Consider the following 16,508-nt stretch of genomic DNA (forward strand, 5'->3'; position numbering starts at 1 on the left):
AGACCCCGCCCCTGAGGCAATCGCTGGCCCGCCAGCAAGGCGGCGACGCCCAGCAGCGACGCGGTGAGGAAAGGCGGGCCGTGAGTACGAGTTCCGCGCTCGCATAGGGCGTCGTCGCCCGCGCTACGATGAACCCGGTGGACCAGATCAGAACAAAAAGTAGAGGCGCGAACAACTGCATGGCGTTGCCCTTCGTAGATCGAAAAGGTGTGGGTCGAGGGAGCATGACGGCACGGGCTCGCCACGCGCTGCCAGGCCCCGACGGCATCAGATGCATTGCAGATTGGTCAGCGTTGCGCGCACTGCTTCCAAGAGCGGCGTGCGGGGCTCAACGCCCAGCGTCGCCACGAGCCGATCGTTGACCAATCGGACCGGCTGCCGCCAGAGATAGCGCATCTCCATCATCTCTCGCGGCGTGATCGCCATTAGTGCTGCCACGCGGAGCAGCCACCACGGCAGCGGGCGGATCGGCACAACGGGATCCCCGAGCACGCGCGCGATGGCCTGCACCATTTGGCGCCCGTCATGGTCCCAGTGCCCTTCCATGTGGAATGACGCGAAACCCGGCAGGTTCGCACGCTCCAGCAGCTGGACCATGGTTTCGGCGACGTCCGGCAAATATGCCCATTGATGGCCGACGTCTCGCGTGCCGGGGTTACGGATAACCTTGGGACGCGCTCCGGGCGTCACCAACCCTTGCCCGAACCAGTTGTTGGCCGCACCAGGGCCGAAAAAGTCGCCCGCCCGCACGATGAGCACGCTGCACTTCCCCTGTTCTGCCGCGATGCGGAGCCGCTGCTCCATCTCCACCCGGATCAGGCCTTTTCCCGTCTTCGGCGTCTGCGGTGCGTCCTCGGCAATGTTCGGGAACACGTTGGGCCCGTAATTATAGACCGTACCCGGTAGAAGGATGCGGGCGCCGCTCGCGGATGCGGCGCGGATCGTGTTGTCGAGCATCGGCAAGACGAGGCGATCCCAGTCGCGATAGCCCGGCGGGTTGACCGCATGGACGATGACCGACGCGCCCTCAGCAGCGGATGCGACCGACGCCGCAACCATCGCATCCCCTGTCAAAGCCTCGCATCCTGTCGGAAAATCTGCAGCGGCACGGCGGGTCAATGCCCTGACCGTCCAACCGCCAGCGATCAGACGACGCATCACGGCACCGCCGACGCCTCCCGTCGCGCCCAGAACCAACGCTGTTTTCTTCATTGTTCGCCTCCTTGTTTGTCTGGAGGGAAGATGACGTCGACGCGTATAAACGAGAATTGTCGTATTGCGTGCAGCTGCTATACAAAAATAGATGAGCAAGGAACCGAGTTGGGATGTCTACCGCAGCTTCGCCGCGGTGCTGCAGCAGGGCTCGCTGTCGGCTGCGTCGCGCGCGCTCGGCATGACCCAGCCAAGCATTGCACGCCATATTGATGCGCTGGAGCAGGCGATCGGTGGCACGCTGTTCGTCCGTTCACAGCGGGGTCTGTCTCCCACAGATCAGGCGCTGGCGCTACGACCACACGCTGAAGCGCTTGTCGCGGCGGCGGAAGCGCTCCGCAGATCCGCCGAAGGTGCGCCGGGGATGCCGGAGGGTACGGTGCGCATCACTGCCAGCCAGGCGGTGGGGACGCACCACCTGCCGGCGATCGTGACGGGCCTCCGCCGCGCGCAACCCAGGCTGCAGTTCGAACTGGCGTTGACCGACGATCTGGACGACCTGCTACAACGTCGAGCCGACGTCGCCATACGCATGGCTCAGCCCGAGCAAAAAGCGCTGGTGGCTAAGCGCGTTGGCGCCGTCCACCTCGGCTTGCACGCACATCGCAGCTATCTTGCACGAAGAGGCGTGCCCAGCCGGCTCGAGAACCTACCCGAACACGACCTGATCGGCTTCGACACTGAGACACCGTTCACCAGAGCGGGCATGCGCCATTTGCCGGGGATCGAGCGCTCGACGTTCGCCTTGCGTGTAGACGATGCGGCGGCGCAGTTCGAAGCTATTCGGGCCGAATTCGGCATCGGTATCTGCCAGACAGCCGTCGCGCGTCGCGATCCGGATCTATGCCGCGTGCTGGCAGACGCCTTCGATCTACCGCTTCCGGTGTGGATCGTTATGCATGAGGACCTACGAAACGGCAGCCGCTACAGGTTCACCTTCGACGCGCTCGTGCAGGCATTCGCCGAAATTACGCGCGCTGCGTAAGGCGCGCAACATTCTAGGTTGGCGGCGGGAGTTGGGCCAGGTTTTCCAATCAGGTCCCGTCAAGTGGTTTGGAATTCCCATCGTGCGCTACGCCTGACCGTCGGGTTTCAGCCCTAGCCGCCGTTTCCACCCGCTTATGGGGACGGCTTGAGTTGGTCGCCTGCTGCCAGGGGCGGCGCACCGCTGGCTTTATTGTAATCAATCGCCGCTTTTTGGGACAGACCTGGCGTTATTAGTGCATATGATGAACAGCAGACCTGGGGCCTGATCGCTGCCAAGGAGCATCCTCCGACAATCCCTGACACCCGCCAAATGATGCTGTCTCTGTGACTGGAACCCACAGCACTTTGAGTGTTGCACATGGTCAGCTTGGCCGAACAAACTGCTGCGTCCTGCTATCTCGTGCAATCGGCGGCATGGTGGGTGTGCAACCTGGCACAGCCGCGCTAGCGTCGCCGTTTAAGCAATCGGGAACAGGTATGAACGGATATGTGCGTTTGGAAACGGCGGACGGCGATTTCGTGGTCGTCAATGTCGATCGGGTCAGTTTCGTGCGGCGCTTCCGCGGCGAAGCCGGCATCAGCGCGATCAATTTCGAGAAAGGAAATTATCTCGTCGTCAAAGGCAGTCTCGACAGTGTCATGAACATCCTGGCCGAAGGCTGAAGCGAAGCTCATGCTTGCCGCCCTATCCGCAGTCGTTCTGGCATCCGGGCAGGTCTTTGCCTGCACGCCGACCCATGTCTGGGACGGAGACGGCCCGATCTGGTGTGCGGAAGGTCCAAAGGTGCGTTTGGCCGGTATAGCTGCCCGCGAGATGGACGGCACATGCAAACAGGGGCACCCCTGTCCCAAGGCATCGGCTATTGCAACGCGAGACCGGCTGGTGCGCTTGCTGGGCGGCGCGAAAGGCAAGGCGCGGACCGGCCATATTCTCGTATCGGCGCCGACCATGCGCTGCGTTTCGAATGGATCGGCATGGGGCGGTCGCACAGGGGCGTGGTGCAATCTGCCGGGCACGGGCGACATAAGCTGCGCCATGATCAGGTCAGGCACTGTCCTGCGATGGGATCGCTATGCGCGGGGGCATTGCCGCTGATGCCGAGAGGAACGCGCCACGAACTGACCGGTATTCTTCTGGAAGGCGACTTCTATCCGGTGTTGCGTGTTGCCGACGGCGGCGAATGGCGACTGGAGATCGCCAAGACCTGGCGGCCTCTGCTGGGCAAGCGCGTTGCCATCATCGGCGTACGTGACGGTTTTGATCTGATTGCCGTCGAGCGGATTGCCCTGGCATGACGCACGACCAGCTTATGTGGGGGGCGGTGTCCATGCTGATGACGCAGCATGGTGAGCACGCACCGCGCAAGGTGGCAGAACGAATTGGTTCCCTCGCGGTTGCGGGAGACATGGCTGGCGTGGCGCTATGGAAAGACATTGCACGCCGGATGGACATGATGATGCGATCACGCGCTCAATAGCCGGTCATCGCCTTGGCCATTACATTCAAGGCACGGAGGGTGGTGTTCGCAACAGGCGTATATAGGTGGCGAGCCGATTTTTTCGCCGGGCATGGAACTGCCGGACGTGCTTGGCCAATGCTGATGCAGTCGCGGCTTCAGCGGCCAATTCCAGTTCCGCCAGTTCATCACGCGTGTTTCCAATCACGCGTTCGTCCAGTTGGCGCATGGCATGGAGCCGGTCATTGGCGCTTTCAACAGCGCGAGTGAACGCACTATTGCCTTGCCTCAAGGCCAGACGGAGAAAAAAACGCGCGGTCCGTTCGGGCACATCTGATGCATCATGCTCCAACGTCGCGACACTGCAGATAGATGATCGTGGCTTGCGCATGGCCAGCAGGGCAAGTGCAGCGTTCCAGTCGAGCAGGTCACGCAAGACGCTCTCGTCGAGCGACGGCACGTAGAAGCCTCCGCCTGCGATGGCTTCGACAAGCCCTTCCCCTGTCAGCCGGTTGAGAACGTCCCGGACAGGCGTGATGCTGACATGCATGTCATCGGCAAGCCGGGCCGCTTCCAGACGCTGCCCGGGACGGAAGCTGCCCTGGATCAGGCGCTGCTTGAGCGTCTGGTAGCTGCGCTCGAGAATCTGCGCGGGACTTACCCGCCCTTGCCCGCGCCATTGTCTTCCAGCCAGGGCCTGTCGTTCCCCGGCACCTGTCGGCTAAGATAATGATCGACCAGATCCATCTGGTCGGGCCGGAGCGCATCGATTGCGGCAATATTTGCAGGTATCTCGTCCCTGAGCAGGATCGAGGGACATTGCCCCTCATAATTGCCCAGATTGGGGCGATGCTGGGCATAGCCCACCAGGGCGGCCAGCGCTGGCGAGAAGGTCCGCGCAACCGGGGGCGGATAGGCAAGCCAGGGATTTTCATAGGGCTTGAGCCAGCCCAGCGAATAGCCGGTGACGATCGCGCGCCTGACCTCGCTCGTGTTGTTTCCGCCCGCGCCGTGCAGCGTCGAACCCAGGAAGAGGATAGCAGACCCTGGCAGACAGGTCGCCGCGATCGGCTCGTCATAATCCTGCCGGGCCATGCCGGCCGCACCATGGCTCGCGGGATAGAGCTGGGTCGCGCCATTCTCCGCCGTGAACGGGGTGATGGGCCACATGACGTTGAGCAGATATTCATGCGCGCCCTTGGCGCCCTGCCACATGTCGTGATCGCGATGCGGCAACTGCGTCAGGGCGCCGGGATGAATCTCGATGGCTTGGGCGACATTGAGCTGGATCCGGTCGCATGTGGGGCTCAATATTTCGTGTGCGATTCCGACGATGAGCGGATCTTCCACCAGCGGCGCGATATGACGGCTGCGGCGCAGGAGGCCGCCAAAACGCTTGGTCCGCTCGCCATAGAAAGCGCCTTCGCAAAAAGGCGTCGCCTCGAAGATGGGTGAGAGATCCCGCTCCAGCACCTGGATCGCGCAAGGGGGACGCAGGTCGGGGATGATGCAGAAGCCATCACGCAGGAGGCGACCGGTCCAATATTGGACCGCGGCCAGATGATCGGTCGTTTCAAGCGGGTTCATGACAGCATGTCTCCCGCGCGTGCCGATGGTTCGACGTCGCTACCGATCAGGGCGAAACGGATCGGCTCGTACACGCCACTCGCGCGCAGCTTGTCGATGGTGGTGTGATCGATACGAATATGGAGGCCCACTAACTGGTCGCGGCCATTACGCAACGATGGCCCGAGCGCCCGGCAATCCCAGCCGAAACGGGCGATCTGATCGAACCAGGCCTGCTCGGCGACGCCGGTATAGTCGGTGATCCCATGTCGGATGGCGTGGTCGGCCAGCGTACTGACCAACTGATTGCGCGCGCTGCGCCGCTCGGCCGATCGCTGATGGCGGTCAAGACAGAAGCGCGTGATTTCCCGGATGTTGGGCCCGGTCGGGACAATGCCGGTACAAAGATGCGGATAGAGATGCCCCAATATGTGCTCGCCCTCCGTGCGCAGCAATCGCGCGGATGCGCGATGGACGTGGTCGGGGCCAAGCAGGATCAGATATTGCGCGTCCGGCGTATCGAACTGGTCCACTTCGAACCGGTCGGCAAGGACGGGCAAATCCCAGCCCAGAAGGTCGATGAAGACCTCCTTGCGGGCAGCAAACATCGCACGCATGGCGGCGCTTTCGCGCGCGCCATGACCGTGATCGGTCATTTCCATCATGGCAGGCTCCCTTGTGTAAGGTCCGGCAAGGTCAGCAGAAGGGGCCTGGCTCTCACATACCAAGAAATGGGGGGATGGTTGGGCCTGCCGCTACGCCATAGCCGCCAAAAGCCCGATTTTGCTCGACGATGACGCGCTAAATTGGCAACCGATGCCATCCAAGACACAGATGAAAGGCTGACCCCATGAACTCTTCCGAACTCGTCGACGCGGTGGCGAGCGCGACCGGCACCACCAAGACCGAGGCCAAGAAAATCATCGACGCCACGTTCGGCGCGATCGGCGATGCCGTTGGCAAGGGCGAGGAAGTCGCCGTCAACGGTTTCGGCAAGTTCAAGCTCAAGCTCAACGCCGCGCGCGAGGGCAAGAATCCGCGTACCGGCGAGCCGCTGTCGATCCCGGCCTCCAAGGGGCTTGGCTTCTCCGCTGCCAAAGCAGTCAAGGATAAGCTGAACGGCTGATACAAGCGCCGACGGCCGCATCGGCCGTCGGCTCATACCTTATGTTCGATCGAGTTCGTCACCGCCGAAATCCTGCCCGATCTCGTCGATGAGACGCGGCCCTGCTTCCATGCGATTGGCCAGTGCCTCGACATAGCCGGTCCAGCGTATATTGGCGTCCGCGAGTGCGGCGCGCCGCGCTTCCTGCGGCAATGCCGGGTTCTGCAGCATCCACGCATGCACGAACAGGGCGAGCGCTTCACCGTTCAGGGCATTTTGCCATCCCTGCCGCTGTATCTCCCGGTTCATGCGATCGAGACGCCGCCCGATCGCCGCTTCGAGCCGATCGGATCCGTCGGCAGACAGGAAGGAAGCAAGCGCCGCCTCGACGACAAGCGCTTGGGGCTTGCGCTTTCGCCGCGCATAGTCAGCCATTTGCATCGAGATCTCCGGCGAGAGGCGGATCGTGTGCTTGATCTTGAGCCCGCTCATAATTCCACTCCATCGTCAGGATCGAGCGAGGCCTGCCGCGCGGCACGGCGCATCCGCTTCATCGCCCGCGCGCGGGCCGCATCATTGTCATCGTCGCTTTCATGGAACTCGAACTCGGCTCGCGCGGATCGCTGCGGCGAAACGATCTCCTCCTGTTCTGGAAGATCGGGCTCCCGGCGGATACCGGCATTGGCATTGTCCGACTGCGAGGGCCGATCGGCGCGACAGGACTCGCTCGATCCGCCTGCGTGCATTGCTTGCGGATCAGTCTCCGGCGGTTCTGCCGGTGGGAGCACAGTGGAAACAGGCTTGGCCACAGGTGCCACGATGGTGGCGTGCTCGCTCCAGTCGTCGGACAGCGGCTTGCCGTCACCAAGCGCCCCAGCCTGCGGCGGCGGCAACAGCCGCACCGTAAAACGCTTGTCCTCGAAATAGCGGGCCTTGGTGGCGCGCAGCGGCGGCATCCCCGATACCATCACGATTTCTTCGTTCGGCGGAAGCTGCATGACCTCGCCCGGCGTCAGAAGGGGCCGCGGCGTCTCGGTACGCGAGACCATAAGATGCCCAAGCCATGGCGAGAGGCGATGGCCGGCATAATTTTTCATCGCGCGCATCTCGGTCGCCGTCCCCAGGCTGTCGGAAATCCGCTTGGCGGTCCGCTCGTCATTGGTGGCGAAGGCGACGCGCACATGGCAATTGTCGAGAATGGCGTTGTTGGGGCCGTAGGCCTTCTCGATCTGGTTGAGGCTCTGGGCGATCAGGAAGGCCTTGAGGCCATAGCCCGCCATGAAGGCGAGCGCGCTCTCGAAGAAATCGAGGCGGCCAAGCGCGGGAAATTCGTCAAGCATCAGCAGGACCCGGTGGCGCTTGGCGTCAGGCTTCAATTCCTCGGTCAGGCGGCGACCGATCTGGTTGAGGATGAGGCGGATGAGAGGTTTCGTCCGACTGATGTCGGAAGGCGGCACCACCAGATAGAGGCTCGTTGCGCGCGCGCCTTCGACCAGGTCGGCGATACGCCAGTCGCATTGCCGGGTGACATGGGCGACCACCGGATCGCGATAGAGACCCAGGAACGACATGGCGGTCGAGAGCACGCCGGACCGTTCATTCTCGCTCTTGTTCAGCAGTTCGCGCGCGGCGCTGGCGACGACCGGATGCACGCCAGCTTCGCCCAGATGCGGCGTCGTCATCATCGCGCGCAACGTGTTATCGATTGTGCGCCTTGGGTCGGACAGGAAGGCGGCGACCCCGGCCAGCGTCTTGTCAGGCTCGGCGTAGAGGACGTGGAGGATTGCGCCGACCAGCAGCGCATGGCTGGTCTTCTCCCAATGGTTGCGGCGTTCGAGCGAGCCTTCGGGATCGACCAGCACGTCGGCGACATTCTGGACGTCGCGCACCTCCCACTGCCCGCGCCGCACTTCAAGCAGCGGATTATAGGCGGCCGACGCACTGCTGGTCGGATCGAACAGCAGCACGTGGCCATGGCGTGCGCGAAAGCCCGATGATATCTGCCAGTTCTCGCCCTTGATGTCGTGAATGACACAGCTGCCCGGCCAGGTCAGCAATGTGGGCACGACAAGGCCGACGCCCTTGCCACTGCGGGTCGGCGCGAAACACAGGACATGCTCCGGGCCGTCATGGCGCAGATAGTCTGGACCATGCCGACCAAGCACGACGCCTTCATCCTTCAGCAGGCCAGCTTGCACGATATCGGCAGACAGGGCCCAGCGGGCCGATCCATAGGTTTCCGCGGTGCGGGCCTCGCGTGCGCGCCAGACCGACATGCCGACCGCAACCGCGACTGCCGCAAACCCACCCGATGCAGCGACATAGGCCCCCCGCTCGAAGATGTGGGGCGCATAGGCGTCATAGCTGAACCACCACCAGAAGAAGGCGGGCGGCAGATAGATGGGATAATCGCCGATCATGAACCAGGGTGGCCCTAGCGCTGGCTGATAGCCAAGGCTGGCCGCGGTCCACTGGGTCGCACCCCAGATGGCGATCAGCACGACCAGGCTGACGAGCAGCAACTGGCCCCAGAGAATGCGCGTGCCCGACATTGTCGTCGCTCCTTGTCGTTGAAGAAAGTTACAGGCCGAGCCCGCGACTGCGGCCCTGCGACCAATCGATCCGTCCGCCTGGGCTCATCGTGCCCAGCACCTGACTGCCAAGCTGGCGGTCGAGCGCCGGACGCCAGGGCACGAGCTGGAACCCAAGGCCGTCGTCGATCATCGCGAAGCGGCCCGACGCCAGGGTGACGCGCTCGCGATATTGGCCGCTCACGATCTCGCCGGGTGCGGAGGGCTGGTGGGCAAGCCCGGTCGCCTGCGCAATCCGCGTGGCGGCATCCTGCAACTCGGACGCGCGAAGGCTGGCGATCATGCCTGAAGGCAGGATTACCCGTCCGCCGCGCCGGGTCGCTACGCCCAGCGCGACCAGTCTGTCGCGCCGGGCGTCAAGGGCATCGCGTACCTCACGACCAAAGCCATTGGCCATGGACAGGGGTTCGTCGCCCACAAGCTGCCGATCGATCCAGGTCGCACCCAGCGCGTCGACCTGGACGTGGAGCGGCATGTCGGAGCGTGTTGCGAGCGACATGTGGGCGCGCCCATCGCGGCCCGTCCAGCTGCGCAGCTCGACGATGCCGCCGATCGGCGTATCGCCGGTCATCTCAAGATCCTCGAATCGCAGATGATGGGTGCGCCCGTCCACCCCTTCGACGATCGCAAAGGCGGTTCCGGTCAGTTCGTCATCAAGGCCGCGGGCGGCGAGTCTGCCGATGACCGGATCTGTGGGCGTGCCATCGTGCAGGGTGAAGGTCGCGAGGTCGGGGCTGCGTCCGCTTGTCTGCATTGCCCGGTGCATCGTCTTGATGATGTCCGTGCGCATGCCGAGTTCGCGCAGGCTATTCTCAAGGTCGGGTCGCAATGTCCATATCGCTGGCGCAATGGATTCGGCCAGAGCCATCCGTTCGAGCCTGGCGGCGCGTCCCAGCAGTAGCTGGCTGTCGGGGTCACCATATCCCGACGCCTGATCCGGCCTCGGAACCAAGCCCGTATGATGGCCCTGACTCGGTTCGGAACCCGCGTGCCCAGGCCGCAGATCGACGATCCCCATATTGCGGGCGGCCAGATGCTCCAGTCTGTGGTCGAGCGACGTCCAGCGCTCGGCATCGACTTCGCGGGCAAGCGTCCGGGCAATCTCCTGGCTGGTCCGCGGCCCCAGTTCCAGCGTAGCGCGCGCTTCGGCGCGTGCGCGCATGCCTTCACTGATATAGTCGCGATCGATGACGAGATCGGACCCGTCATCGGCGCACCCGCGCAGCAGGATATGGACATGGGGATTGTCGGTGTTCCAGTGATCGACGCCGACCCAGTCGAGCCGTGTGTCGAGATCGCGCGCCATGTCGGCCATGAGGTCGCGGGCGAACCCGCGCAGGTCCTCCATATCGGCACCATCCTCGGGCGAGACGATGAAACGAAAATGGTGACGATCGTCCTCGCAGCGCCGCGCGAAATCAGTCACCTCCACCCCGTCGGTGCGCTGGTCGAAAAGGCGTGCGTCCTGTCCGTCGCGTGTGACGCCATCGCGGCTCAGATAGTCGATATGCCGGGCAAGTGGCGCGGCGCGGAAACGGGCGCCCTTGTGACGCACAATCCGCGCCTTGATGACCACCCTGCGCCCGTCGGCACGGAAGCGGGCGGATGCCGCTGCTAACCTGCCCCGACCGATCGTGCCGGTGCCGCCCGACCGACGGGCTCTGGACACTCGCATATGCCCGGCCTTGGCCGCCGCGCGCCGGACCTGGGTGGCCAGTGATACGGCGCGTCGCCCCTGGCCGGCACCAAGATCGCGTGCTCGGCCGGGCCGGACGTCGAAGCCCTGCTCGTCCCGGTTCATGATGCAGGATATCCGCCAGAAATAGTCGTCGCCAGCGCCCGATGCTTTGAAAACAGGGCAGAAATCGCTCCGAGCGCCGTCGCGGCAACTACAATGCCGCCGGTAAAAACCCTCCAAAACCAACCACATGAGCCCAGGCCGACGGCGGGCCTTTTATCTCGCCATCCCCAAAACCCCCTCATGGCCTTGCTCCCGATCGCGCAACGAACAGCGAAGGGACGGGGGTGGCGTCGGGCCGATGCCCTGCATCGTCGGTCCGATCCTGCGGCTCGGATGGCGCTGGGTAGGCACCCGGCGCCGACGCCACCGCTCGCCTTGGAAAAAGCGCGGCTTCCGTCCAGAAAGGGCGCGGCGGAAGAGGCGCGGCACCAGCTTCCCTTGGCGTTCCTGTATCCATAATCGGCAGCAATCGCGCGAGATAGGCGCGCGTTTCAGCGGGCAGCGGCCGACCAAAACGCAGATAGGCTTCGTAGCGGCCAGGACCTGCATTATAGGCGGCAAGCATACCTACAATGCCGTAGCGATCATGCATTTCGCGCAGATAGGCTGCGCCCGCGATGATATTGTCGCGTGGATCATAAGGGTCGGGACCGAGGCGATGCCGCGCAGCCAGCATGTCCCATGTCGGGGGCATGATCTGCATGAGGCCCATGGCGCCAGCGCGCGAAAGTGCGCGCGGATTGCCGCCACTCTCGTGGTCCATCACCGCCCGGATCCAGTGCGTCGGAATAGCAAATTGCTGCGCCGCTTCTGCAATGGCCCCGGCATAGGGCTGGTCTGGCGACGTTGCGCCGACCGACCCTTGGGTCTGCGCGATCGCTACCGATCCGATGCACAGCTGTGGCACGATCATGGTCGCAAGGATGACAGCCATACTGCCCTGAAGCCGCCCCGTCATGGCCTCCACCCATGCCAGACAAAGGGCGCGCCACTGTCCGCGCGCGTCAACATCGGCCGTACGGTGCCGATCACGCCTTTCGCCGACAGCGGTCCAAAATAACGTCCATCGAGACTGTCCCCGACTGTAGGGTTGAGAAGCATGATCTCGCCGGACCCAAGTCTGCGACATCCCGACCAGACGGGTAAGGGCCGGCCTGCGCGATCGTAGGTGCGTGCCCGGGCGACGGGTCTGTGATCAATCGTGATGGTTACGCCCGAACGGCAGACCGTCTGCCCCGCGGTGGCCGCGATATGTTTGATGAGCGGCACGCCGAGCGGAAGGGCGTGACGCTGCGCCAGCCAATGGGCCAGACGCGCGTCGGGCATCACCAGCCCCATGTCCCCGACGAGCGGCGAGGCACCTGGCGACACCGCATAGAGGCCGATCGGGGCGCTGGCCGTCGCGTTCCATATCAGGCGCGGTGCCGGATCGAAGCAGGCCAGCACCACCGTCACCTGCGCCGCGACGACAGTGATGAAAACATAGCCCGACCGGGTCATAGATCGAGACCTTGGCGCAGTTCGAACGCGCGATGCCGTGCAGCCGTATAGGCGCGCGGATCCATGCCAGCGGCAACGCGGCTGTGGACATGGCGCCAATGATCGGGCGCGGCGCGGGTCGGATCCACCCCCGTCGCTTCGACCCGATCAATCGCGCCCAGCACCTTTTCGACCTTTGGCCAACCTTCGATGCTGAGGAGGATGTCACCGCCTGGCCGCACGAATGGGAGAGTCGTATAGGCTTCACCGGGCCATACCGTGCGCACGATGTCGATGCGCGATTTGACAGTGCCATGATCGTTGGCTGCCCAGCGAATGAGCGCGAACAGCGCGTCGGGTGGAAAGCTCAGGACCCGTGTGCGGCGACTGACGATATGTTCGCAGACATGCAGCCCGAAGCGCAGCCAATGTTCGAGCCGGCCTTCGATCCAGATCAGTTCGATATGGGTCTGACTGTCGGGGGCATGGCGCGCGTCGCGCGCGTATCCTGGGGCGTGGCCCATTATGATGGCTCCTCGGGATTTTCAGGAAAATGCGTTTCGATCAGTGCGCGCATAAGGTCGGCGACGGTGGTGCCGCGGGTGACCGCTACGAGCTTGAGGCGCTGGCGCATGGCGGGCGTCACATCGATGGTGAGCCGGGCGCTGAACAAAGCAGCGGCGTCGGATGCGCTGGGTGCAGCTTGACGGATCCAGCGCTCGGCGGCGCCGGGCCGGGTGGCAAAGCCCGCCACGGTGTCCGCCCCTGTGCCCACCTGTGTCGACATCTTCTTCATCGGGCCAAAGTCCCGATCGCGGACGCGAGGGCCGCGACCTCGCGCGCTGCGAGGCCGCCCGGATCGCTTTCGAACACCAGGCGGCCTTGCGCCATCACCTCGGCGAAGAGGATGCGCTGGGCAATGCCGGGACCGAGCAAAGATGGCTGCTGGTCGGCAAGCCCCGCTCGCGTGCTACGGGCGATCCGTGTGCGAGGATCGCAGCGGTTGAGGACGAAGCGGGCTTCGAGCGCGGGGTGGAAGCTGCGGGCCTCGCTCACCAGCGCCACGATCTCGGCCGATGCCCAGCCATCAAGCGCCGATGGCTGCACCGGAATGAGCGCCAGATCGGCAGCGATCAGCGCCGCGCGCATCAGCCCGGCGACGCGCGGCGGGCCATCGATGACGACATGATCCACGCTGGCAGCCTGCACCCGTGCTTCGAGGTGCAGCGTCTCGCGGGAAAGGCCGATGACGCCGAACAGACGGGGCAGGCCCGACTGAGCGCGTTGTTCCGACCAGTCCAGCGCCGAACCCTGTGGATCGGCATCGATCAGGCAGACGCGTTTGCCCGCGCGTGCCCACTGTCCGGCAAGATGGAGGGCGAGCGTCGTTTTCCCGACACCGCCCTTCTGGTTGAGCAGGGCGACGATCATGGCCGCCGCCTCGTTCCGCCTGAGGCGCGCTGCCTGGTCGGCGTCCTGCGCCGCGCCGCAGACAGCTGCTTGCGCGGCGCATCGGCGCTCGCGGGCGCAGCCCAGGTTAGTAAGAATCCGTAGGATTCTCTATTAGCATTGTTAAGGGGCCAGAGAACCACCCATTTCTGCGGCTTTGCGGGCGAAATCGGTTCCTGATAGGCCGAGTTTTCGGTTCCCGATAGGCCGAGTCTGGCGGTTCCCGATAGGCCGAGTTTTTTCATCGTTTCTGGCCCCGGCCATGGCGCACCCGGCGCAGGGCCAGGTCGAAGGGATCGTCCGGCAGCGGACGAAAGTTCAGCATCTCCTTGTCGGCAATCGTCTCGAGCGTGAGCATATAGCCAGGCAGCGACTGGGCCTGGACAATGGCGCGCAGTTTGAAGGCGAACCGCTTGCGAGGGATCAGCATGCCGGACTTGAGGTGGAGATGGCTTACCTCGAAGCTCCAGCCATTGACCTGACGCCCGCCATGCTTGCGGACCAGGCGGTAGAGCCAGCGCTCCATGCCGCCGGTCAGCGTAAAATAGGCGCGGTCGATAGTGAGGATGAGTCCGGCATCGAGGACGCCCGCATAGAACCAGTCAGGCAGGATCATCTCGATGCCGAGCGGCCGACCGGTTGCGTCGAGCCGCTCCTTCCATTCGTTGATCCAGGAGAAGCGATGGCGGCGGCGTTGATGGGCTTGCCGGATCGACGTCGCGACCGTGGTCGATTGCAGGCGGTCGAGCGCGGCCTTCAACCGGTCATAATGGTCGCCGCCGGTGCCCCGGCCGATGAAACTGAGCAATTCATGCGGCTTTGTCGTCATCAGCCGGGAGGTTGGACGCCCCCTATCGCGGGCTTCGACAATCTGGCTGGCGGCCCAGATGAGGATATCGGCGTCCCAGATCGTGGCCATGCCATGCTCATGAGTGGCTTCCACCGCGATCGTGACATCGCCCATCCTGAAATGGATGGGGGCGATGCGCTTGGACTTGGCGAGACTGAAAAAGGGCCAGGACATGAGGTCCTGCGCGTCGCGCGGCGCGATGTCGCCGCGGACCGCGCGAAACAGGTCGAGTTGCCGGTCCTGCGCCCGGTCGGGCGAAGCGGGCATCATGCTAGCGCCGCACCGGCGCGCCGTGGTCGATCCGCTTGGCAGGATGCACGGTGCCGCGTCCCGGATCGGAGGTCGAGCGCCGGGTACCGATGTCGGCCCAGGCTTCGAGATCGACCAGCGCATAGACGATGCGCCCGCCCAGTTTGCGAAAGACGGGGCCGGTGCCAAAGCAGCGATGTTTTTCGAGCGTGCGGGGCGAAAGGCCCAGATGCAGGGCAGCGTCGGGGGTCCGCAGATAGCGCGGTGTGACGACTGCAAAGTCGCGTTCCATATCGGTCTCCAGCGTCGGGGCTGGCATGGCTGGCCGGCCCTGGGGTGTCGCTGGCGAGAATGGCGAACAGTGGAGGCCCGAGCGGAGTGGCAAAAGCACGGGCGAAAATTGTCACCCCTTTGCCTGTCGTCTGGGCCTGTCCTGAAGGCATGCCCCTGGGGCTTGTCTGGGTGGGCGGCGCAGCGTGCTATTTGACGCGGGATAGCCCCGGTTTAGCCCGCGTGGAGCAGGTCGCGATAGCCACCATCGCGCAGGCGCAGGGCTTGGGTGAGCAGGCGATGGGTGCCGCGGCGCTCGCTCGAGGCCTTCCATAGCGCGGCCGACAGGTCCGGCATCGCCGGATAGGCCAGATATGCCAACGCCCGCAGCGTCGCGCCAGCGACATGGGCGTCAAGCAGGCGGAGCATCAGGTCGAAGCGCGCGGCCTGGAAGGGCGACAGATCGCTTGGCGGCGTGCCCGATCCGCCTGTTCCCCCAAGCCAGAGGCGGGCCTGCGCGGTGGCGCGCAGTCGCCCGTCGAACAGCGGATCGTCCGGGAGATGGAATGCTGTGCGGGGTTCGCGCTGCAGGCCGCGCTGGGGGCCGCGCAGCCACAGGCGGATCGTGCGTCCGCCTGCAAACAGGATGACATGGGTGCCGTCATCGGCTTGCCCGAGCTGCCGGAGGCCAGGCAAGGCATGCGGACCCGGGAAATCAGGCCCTGGGTCGATGATCACGACGCAAGCGGCTACCGCCGGATCCCACAGCGCGGGATCATCGCGCGGCGAGCGGTCGGGATCGATGGGGAAAGCGAAGGCCCCACGACCGGGCAAAGTCCTCCTTTGCCTGGGAAGGGGTGGTCGCATTGAGGGCGGCATGGCCGAGGCGATAGGCGGGCGCGCGCGACAGGAAGCGCTGCGCATAATCGCACCGGTCCTGCCCGCTTCTCGCTTCGACCTTGGCCATCCGCCCGGCTCCCTTCGCCAGCCAAGGCTGGCGGCTGGCGGGCCGGGCGGAAGACCTTGCCTGCGGACAAGCCTGTCCGCCAAGGGGGACAGGCTTGCCGGGCGGCCAATCGATCGACGCCCCGCGCGAGCGGGGCGCCGGTTCGTCAGCGCGACCAGATGAGCGAGTAGCTCTCGCCGTCGTCGGCGGCGATTAGGCTTGCGTAGATCGGTGCCGGGAAGCTGGGGTCGTCGAGCTTGCAGCTCATATAGTCCGAACCTGCAGCCGACGTCTTGGCCCAGGCGGCGCCGAATTCGACTGCGCCGGTGAAAAGGCGGAAGTCGGGTGCCTTGTCATTGTCCTTGGCGCTCGGGCGGATGCTGGTCTTGACGTTGAGGGTGAGCGACTTGATCGTGCCGGTGAAGCCGTCCGAGGTCTTGGTGAAGGTGCCGATGATTGCCATGATATTTGCTCCTGTCTTCGAGCCCGCGCCTATCGCGGCCTCGATGGGCATCACGGGACCGGGGCGACCGGCGGCGCACCTGCAAGGCCGCAGCGTGAGCGCAGGACCGGGCGGGCGCGGCTATTTTGCTTCGCGATGCAAAG

General features: G+C 64.5%; 23 protein-coding genes. 6 read left to right on the forward strand and 17 right to left on the reverse strand.

The features are described from left to right. Positions 1-267 precede the first annotated feature (267 nt). Complete coding sequence (locus tag U5A82_RS04205; protein ID WP_326288903.1) at positions 268-1,212, reverse strand: NAD-dependent epimerase/dehydratase family protein; 945 nt, start codon at positions 1,210-1,212, stop codon at positions 268-270. Between the two features lie 91 nt (positions 1,213-1,303). Here U5A82_RS04205 and U5A82_RS04210 point away from each other — a divergent pair, with 91 nt between their 5' ends. The 5 genes from U5A82_RS04210 to U5A82_RS21700 all read left to right on the forward strand — a co-directional run bounded on the left by U5A82_RS04210 (position 1,304) and on the right by U5A82_RS21700 (position 3,677). Continuing rightward, complete coding sequence (locus tag U5A82_RS04210; protein WP_326288905.1) at positions 1,304-2,197, forward strand: LysR family transcriptional regulator; 894 nt, start codon at positions 1,304-1,306, stop codon at positions 2,195-2,197. A 326-nt stretch (positions 2,198-2,523) separates the two neighbouring features. Further along, complete coding sequence (locus tag U5A82_RS04215) at positions 2,524-2,862, forward strand: hypothetical protein (RefSeq protein WP_326288907.1); 339 nt, start codon at positions 2,524-2,526, stop codon at positions 2,860-2,862. 10 nt (positions 2,863-2,872) lie between these two features. Further along, entirely contained in the window at positions 2,873-3,295 is a 423-nt protein-coding gene (locus U5A82_RS04220; RefSeq protein WP_326288909.1) for a thermonuclease family protein, read from the forward strand. Continuing rightward, positions 3,196-3,495 carry a DUF5818 domain-containing protein gene (locus U5A82_RS04225; RefSeq protein WP_326288911.1) on the forward strand — a complete coding sequence of 100 codons (300 nt, stop codon included), beginning with the start codon at positions 3,196-3,198 and terminating at the stop codon, positions 3,493-3,495. Before U5A82_RS04220 ends, U5A82_RS04225 begins: the two co-directional genes overlap by 100 nt. A 14-nt stretch (positions 3,496-3,509) precedes the next feature. Beyond that, positions 3,510-3,677 carry a DUF6961 family protein gene (locus U5A82_RS21700; protein WP_442802200.1) on the forward strand — a complete coding sequence of 56 codons (168 nt, stop codon included), beginning with the start codon at positions 3,510-3,512 and terminating at the stop codon, positions 3,675-3,677. A 25-nt stretch (positions 3,678-3,702) separates the two neighbouring features. Here the strand turns inward: U5A82_RS21700 and U5A82_RS04230 are convergent, their stop codons facing one another. Genes U5A82_RS04230 through U5A82_RS04240 form a run of 3 tightly spaced genes read right to left on the reverse strand, consistent with a single transcriptional unit; the run spans position 3,703 to position 5,887 of the window. Continuing rightward, positions 3,703-4,350, reverse strand: coding sequence for a GntR family transcriptional regulator (locus U5A82_RS04230; protein WP_326292839.1), 648 nt, complete (start codon positions 4,348-4,350; stop codon positions 3,703-3,705). Further along, entirely contained in the window at positions 4,314-5,243 is a 930-nt protein-coding gene (locus tag U5A82_RS04235; RefSeq protein WP_326288913.1) for a phytanoyl-CoA dioxygenase family protein, read from the reverse strand. The genes U5A82_RS04230 and U5A82_RS04235 overlap by 37 nt, the downstream gene beginning before the upstream one ends. Beyond that, positions 5,240-5,887: an acyl-homoserine-lactone synthase gene (locus U5A82_RS04240; protein ID WP_442802152.1), complete on the reverse strand. Its 648-nt coding sequence runs from the start codon at positions 5,885-5,887 to the stop codon at positions 5,240-5,242. Before U5A82_RS04240 ends, U5A82_RS04235 begins: the two co-directional genes overlap by 4 nt. 185 nt (positions 5,888-6,072) lie before the next feature. Between U5A82_RS04240 and U5A82_RS04245 the strand changes: the two genes are divergently transcribed. After that, positions 6,073-6,348, forward strand: a complete 276-nt coding sequence (locus U5A82_RS04245) for an HU family DNA-binding protein (protein WP_326288915.1) — start codon at positions 6,073-6,075, stop codon at positions 6,346-6,348. Positions 6,349-6,387: 39 nt separating this feature from the next. On the opposite strand, the gene U5A82_RS04250 is transcribed toward U5A82_RS04245, so the two are convergent. The 13 genes from U5A82_RS04250 to U5A82_RS04310 all read right to left on the reverse strand — a co-directional run bounded on the left by U5A82_RS04250 (position 6,388) and on the right by U5A82_RS04310 (position 16,365). Further along, positions 6,388-6,819, reverse strand: coding sequence for a CopG family transcriptional regulator (locus U5A82_RS04250; RefSeq protein ID WP_326288917.1), 432 nt, complete (start codon positions 6,817-6,819; stop codon positions 6,388-6,390). Continuing rightward, positions 6,816-8,879, reverse strand: a complete 2,064-nt coding sequence (locus U5A82_RS04255) for a conjugal transfer protein TraG (RefSeq protein ID WP_326288919.1) — start codon at positions 8,877-8,879, stop codon at positions 6,816-6,818. The genes U5A82_RS04250 and U5A82_RS04255 overlap by 4 nt, the downstream gene beginning before the upstream one ends. A gap of 28 nt (positions 8,880-8,907) precedes the next feature. Further along, positions 8,908-10,719, reverse strand: a complete 1,812-nt coding sequence (locus tag U5A82_RS04260; RefSeq protein WP_326288921.1) for a relaxase/mobilization nuclease domain-containing protein — start codon at positions 10,717-10,719, stop codon at positions 8,908-8,910. A gap of 178 nt (positions 10,720-10,897) precedes the next feature. Then, positions 10,898-11,617: a lytic transglycosylase domain-containing protein gene (locus U5A82_RS04265; protein ID WP_326288923.1), complete on the reverse strand. Its 720-nt coding sequence runs from the start codon at positions 11,615-11,617 to the stop codon at positions 10,898-10,900. Next, complete coding sequence (locus tag U5A82_RS04270; RefSeq protein WP_326288925.1) at positions 11,614-12,159, reverse strand: S26 family signal peptidase; 546 nt, start codon at positions 12,157-12,159, stop codon at positions 11,614-11,616. The genes U5A82_RS04265 and U5A82_RS04270 overlap by 4 nt, the downstream gene beginning before the upstream one ends. Next, positions 12,156-12,662, reverse strand: a complete 507-nt coding sequence (locus U5A82_RS04275) for a DUF2840 domain-containing protein (protein ID WP_326288926.1) — start codon at positions 12,660-12,662, stop codon at positions 12,156-12,158. The genes U5A82_RS04270 and U5A82_RS04275 overlap by 4 nt, the downstream gene beginning before the upstream one ends. Continuing rightward, a complete protein-coding gene (locus U5A82_RS04280) occupies positions 12,662-12,934 on the reverse strand; it encodes a hypothetical protein (RefSeq protein ID WP_326288928.1) in 273 nt (90 codons plus the stop codon). The genes U5A82_RS04275 and U5A82_RS04280 overlap by 1 nt, the downstream gene beginning before the upstream one ends. Further along, positions 12,931-13,569: a ParA family partition ATPase gene (parA, locus tag U5A82_RS04285; protein WP_326288929.1), complete on the reverse strand. Its 639-nt coding sequence runs from the start codon at positions 13,567-13,569 to the stop codon at positions 12,931-12,933. The genes U5A82_RS04280 and parA overlap by 4 nt, the downstream gene beginning before the upstream one ends. Positions 13,570-13,828: 259 nt before the next feature. Then, positions 13,829-14,707: a replication initiator protein A gene (locus U5A82_RS04290; protein ID WP_326288931.1), complete on the reverse strand. Its 879-nt coding sequence runs from the start codon at positions 14,705-14,707 to the stop codon at positions 13,829-13,831. Between the two features lies 1 nt (position 14,708). Further along, positions 14,709-14,978, reverse strand: coding sequence for a helix-turn-helix transcriptional regulator (locus U5A82_RS04295; RefSeq protein ID WP_326292841.1), 270 nt, complete (start codon positions 14,976-14,978; stop codon positions 14,709-14,711). Between the two features lie 212 nt (positions 14,979-15,190). Then, on the reverse strand, positions 15,191-15,652 hold the full coding sequence (locus U5A82_RS04300; RefSeq protein ID WP_326288933.1) for a DUF2285 domain-containing protein: 462 nt from the start codon (positions 15,650-15,652) through the stop codon (positions 15,191-15,193). A gap of 79 nt (positions 15,653-15,731) precedes the next feature. After that, a complete protein-coding gene (locus U5A82_RS04305) occupies positions 15,732-15,923 on the reverse strand; it encodes a transcriptional regulator domain-containing protein (protein WP_326288935.1) in 192 nt (63 codons plus the stop codon). Positions 15,924-16,068: 145 nt separating this feature from the next. Further along, positions 16,069-16,365 carry a DUF736 domain-containing protein gene (locus U5A82_RS04310; protein WP_326288936.1) on the reverse strand — a complete coding sequence of 99 codons (297 nt, stop codon included), beginning with the start codon at positions 16,363-16,365 and terminating at the stop codon, positions 16,069-16,071. Positions 16,366-16,508 lie beyond the last annotated feature (143 nt).

This window comes from Sphingobium sp. CR2-8, from assembly GCF_035818615.1.
Classification (GTDB): Bacteria; Pseudomonadota; Alphaproteobacteria; order Sphingomonadales; family Sphingomonadaceae; genus Sphingobium.

Bases quoted from the DNA above. Each gene is read 5' to 3' on its own strand.
- U5A82_RS04210 (WP_326288905.1), top strand. From the start codon at position 1,304: ATGAGCAAGGAACCGAGTTGGGATGTCTACCGCAGCTTCGCCGCGGTG.
- U5A82_RS04240 (WP_442802152.1), bottom strand. From the start codon at position 5,887: ATGATGGAAATGACCGATCACGGTCATGGCGCGCGCGAAAGCGCCGCC.
- U5A82_RS04255 (WP_326288919.1), bottom strand. From the start codon at position 8,879: ATGTCGGGCACGCGCATTCTCTGGGGCCAGTTGCTGCTCGTCAGCCTG.
- U5A82_RS04220 (WP_326288909.1), top strand. From the start codon at position 2,873: ATGCTTGCCGCCCTATCCGCAGTCGTTCTGGCATCCGGGCAGGTCTTT.
- U5A82_RS04290 (WP_326288931.1), bottom strand. From the start codon at position 14,707: ATGATGCCCGCTTCGCCCGACCGGGCGCAGGACCGGCAACTCGACCTG.
- U5A82_RS04275 (WP_326288926.1), bottom strand. From the start codon at position 12,662: ATGGGCCACGCCCCAGGATACGCGCGCGACGCGCGCCATGCCCCCGAC.
- U5A82_RS21700 (WP_442802200.1), top strand. From the start codon at position 3,510: ATGTGGGGGGCGGTGTCCATGCTGATGACGCAGCATGGTGAGCACGCA.
- U5A82_RS04260 (WP_326288921.1), bottom strand. From the start codon at position 10,719: ATGAACCGGGACGAGCAGGGCTTCGACGTCCGGCCCGGCCGAGCACGC.
- U5A82_RS04310 (WP_326288936.1), bottom strand. From the start codon at position 16,365: ATGGCAATCATCGGCACCTTCACCAAGACCTCGGACGGCTTCACCGGC.
- U5A82_RS04305 (WP_326288935.1), bottom strand. From the start codon at position 15,923: ATGGCCAAGGTCGAAGCGAGAAGCGGGCAGGACCGGTGCGATTATGCG.
- U5A82_RS04235 (WP_326288913.1), bottom strand. From the start codon at position 5,243: ATGAACCCGCTTGAAACGACCGATCATCTGGCCGCGGTCCAATATTGG.
- parA (WP_326288929.1), bottom strand. From the start codon at position 13,569: ATGATCGTCGCCCTGCTCAACCAGAAGGGCGGTGTCGGGAAAACGACG.
- U5A82_RS04250 (WP_326288917.1), bottom strand. From the start codon at position 6,819: ATGAGCGGGCTCAAGATCAAGCACACGATCCGCCTCTCGCCGGAGATC.
- U5A82_RS04295 (WP_326292841.1), bottom strand. From the start codon at position 14,978: ATGGAACGCGACTTTGCAGTCGTCACACCGCGCTATCTGCGGACCCCC.
- U5A82_RS04265 (WP_326288923.1), bottom strand. From the start codon at position 11,617: ATGACGGGGCGGCTTCAGGGCAGTATGGCTGTCATCCTTGCGACCATG.
- U5A82_RS04245 (WP_326288915.1), top strand. From the start codon at position 6,073: ATGAACTCTTCCGAACTCGTCGACGCGGTGGCGAGCGCGACCGGCACC.
- U5A82_RS04280 (WP_326288928.1), bottom strand. From the start codon at position 12,934: ATGAAGAAGATGTCGACACAGGTGGGCACAGGGGCGGACACCGTGGCG.
- U5A82_RS04205 (WP_326288903.1), bottom strand. From the start codon at position 1,212: ATGAAGAAAACAGCGTTGGTTCTGGGCGCGACGGGAGGCGTCGGCGGT.
- U5A82_RS04270 (WP_326288925.1), bottom strand. From the start codon at position 12,159: ATGACCCGGTCGGGCTATGTTTTCATCACTGTCGTCGCGGCGCAGGTG.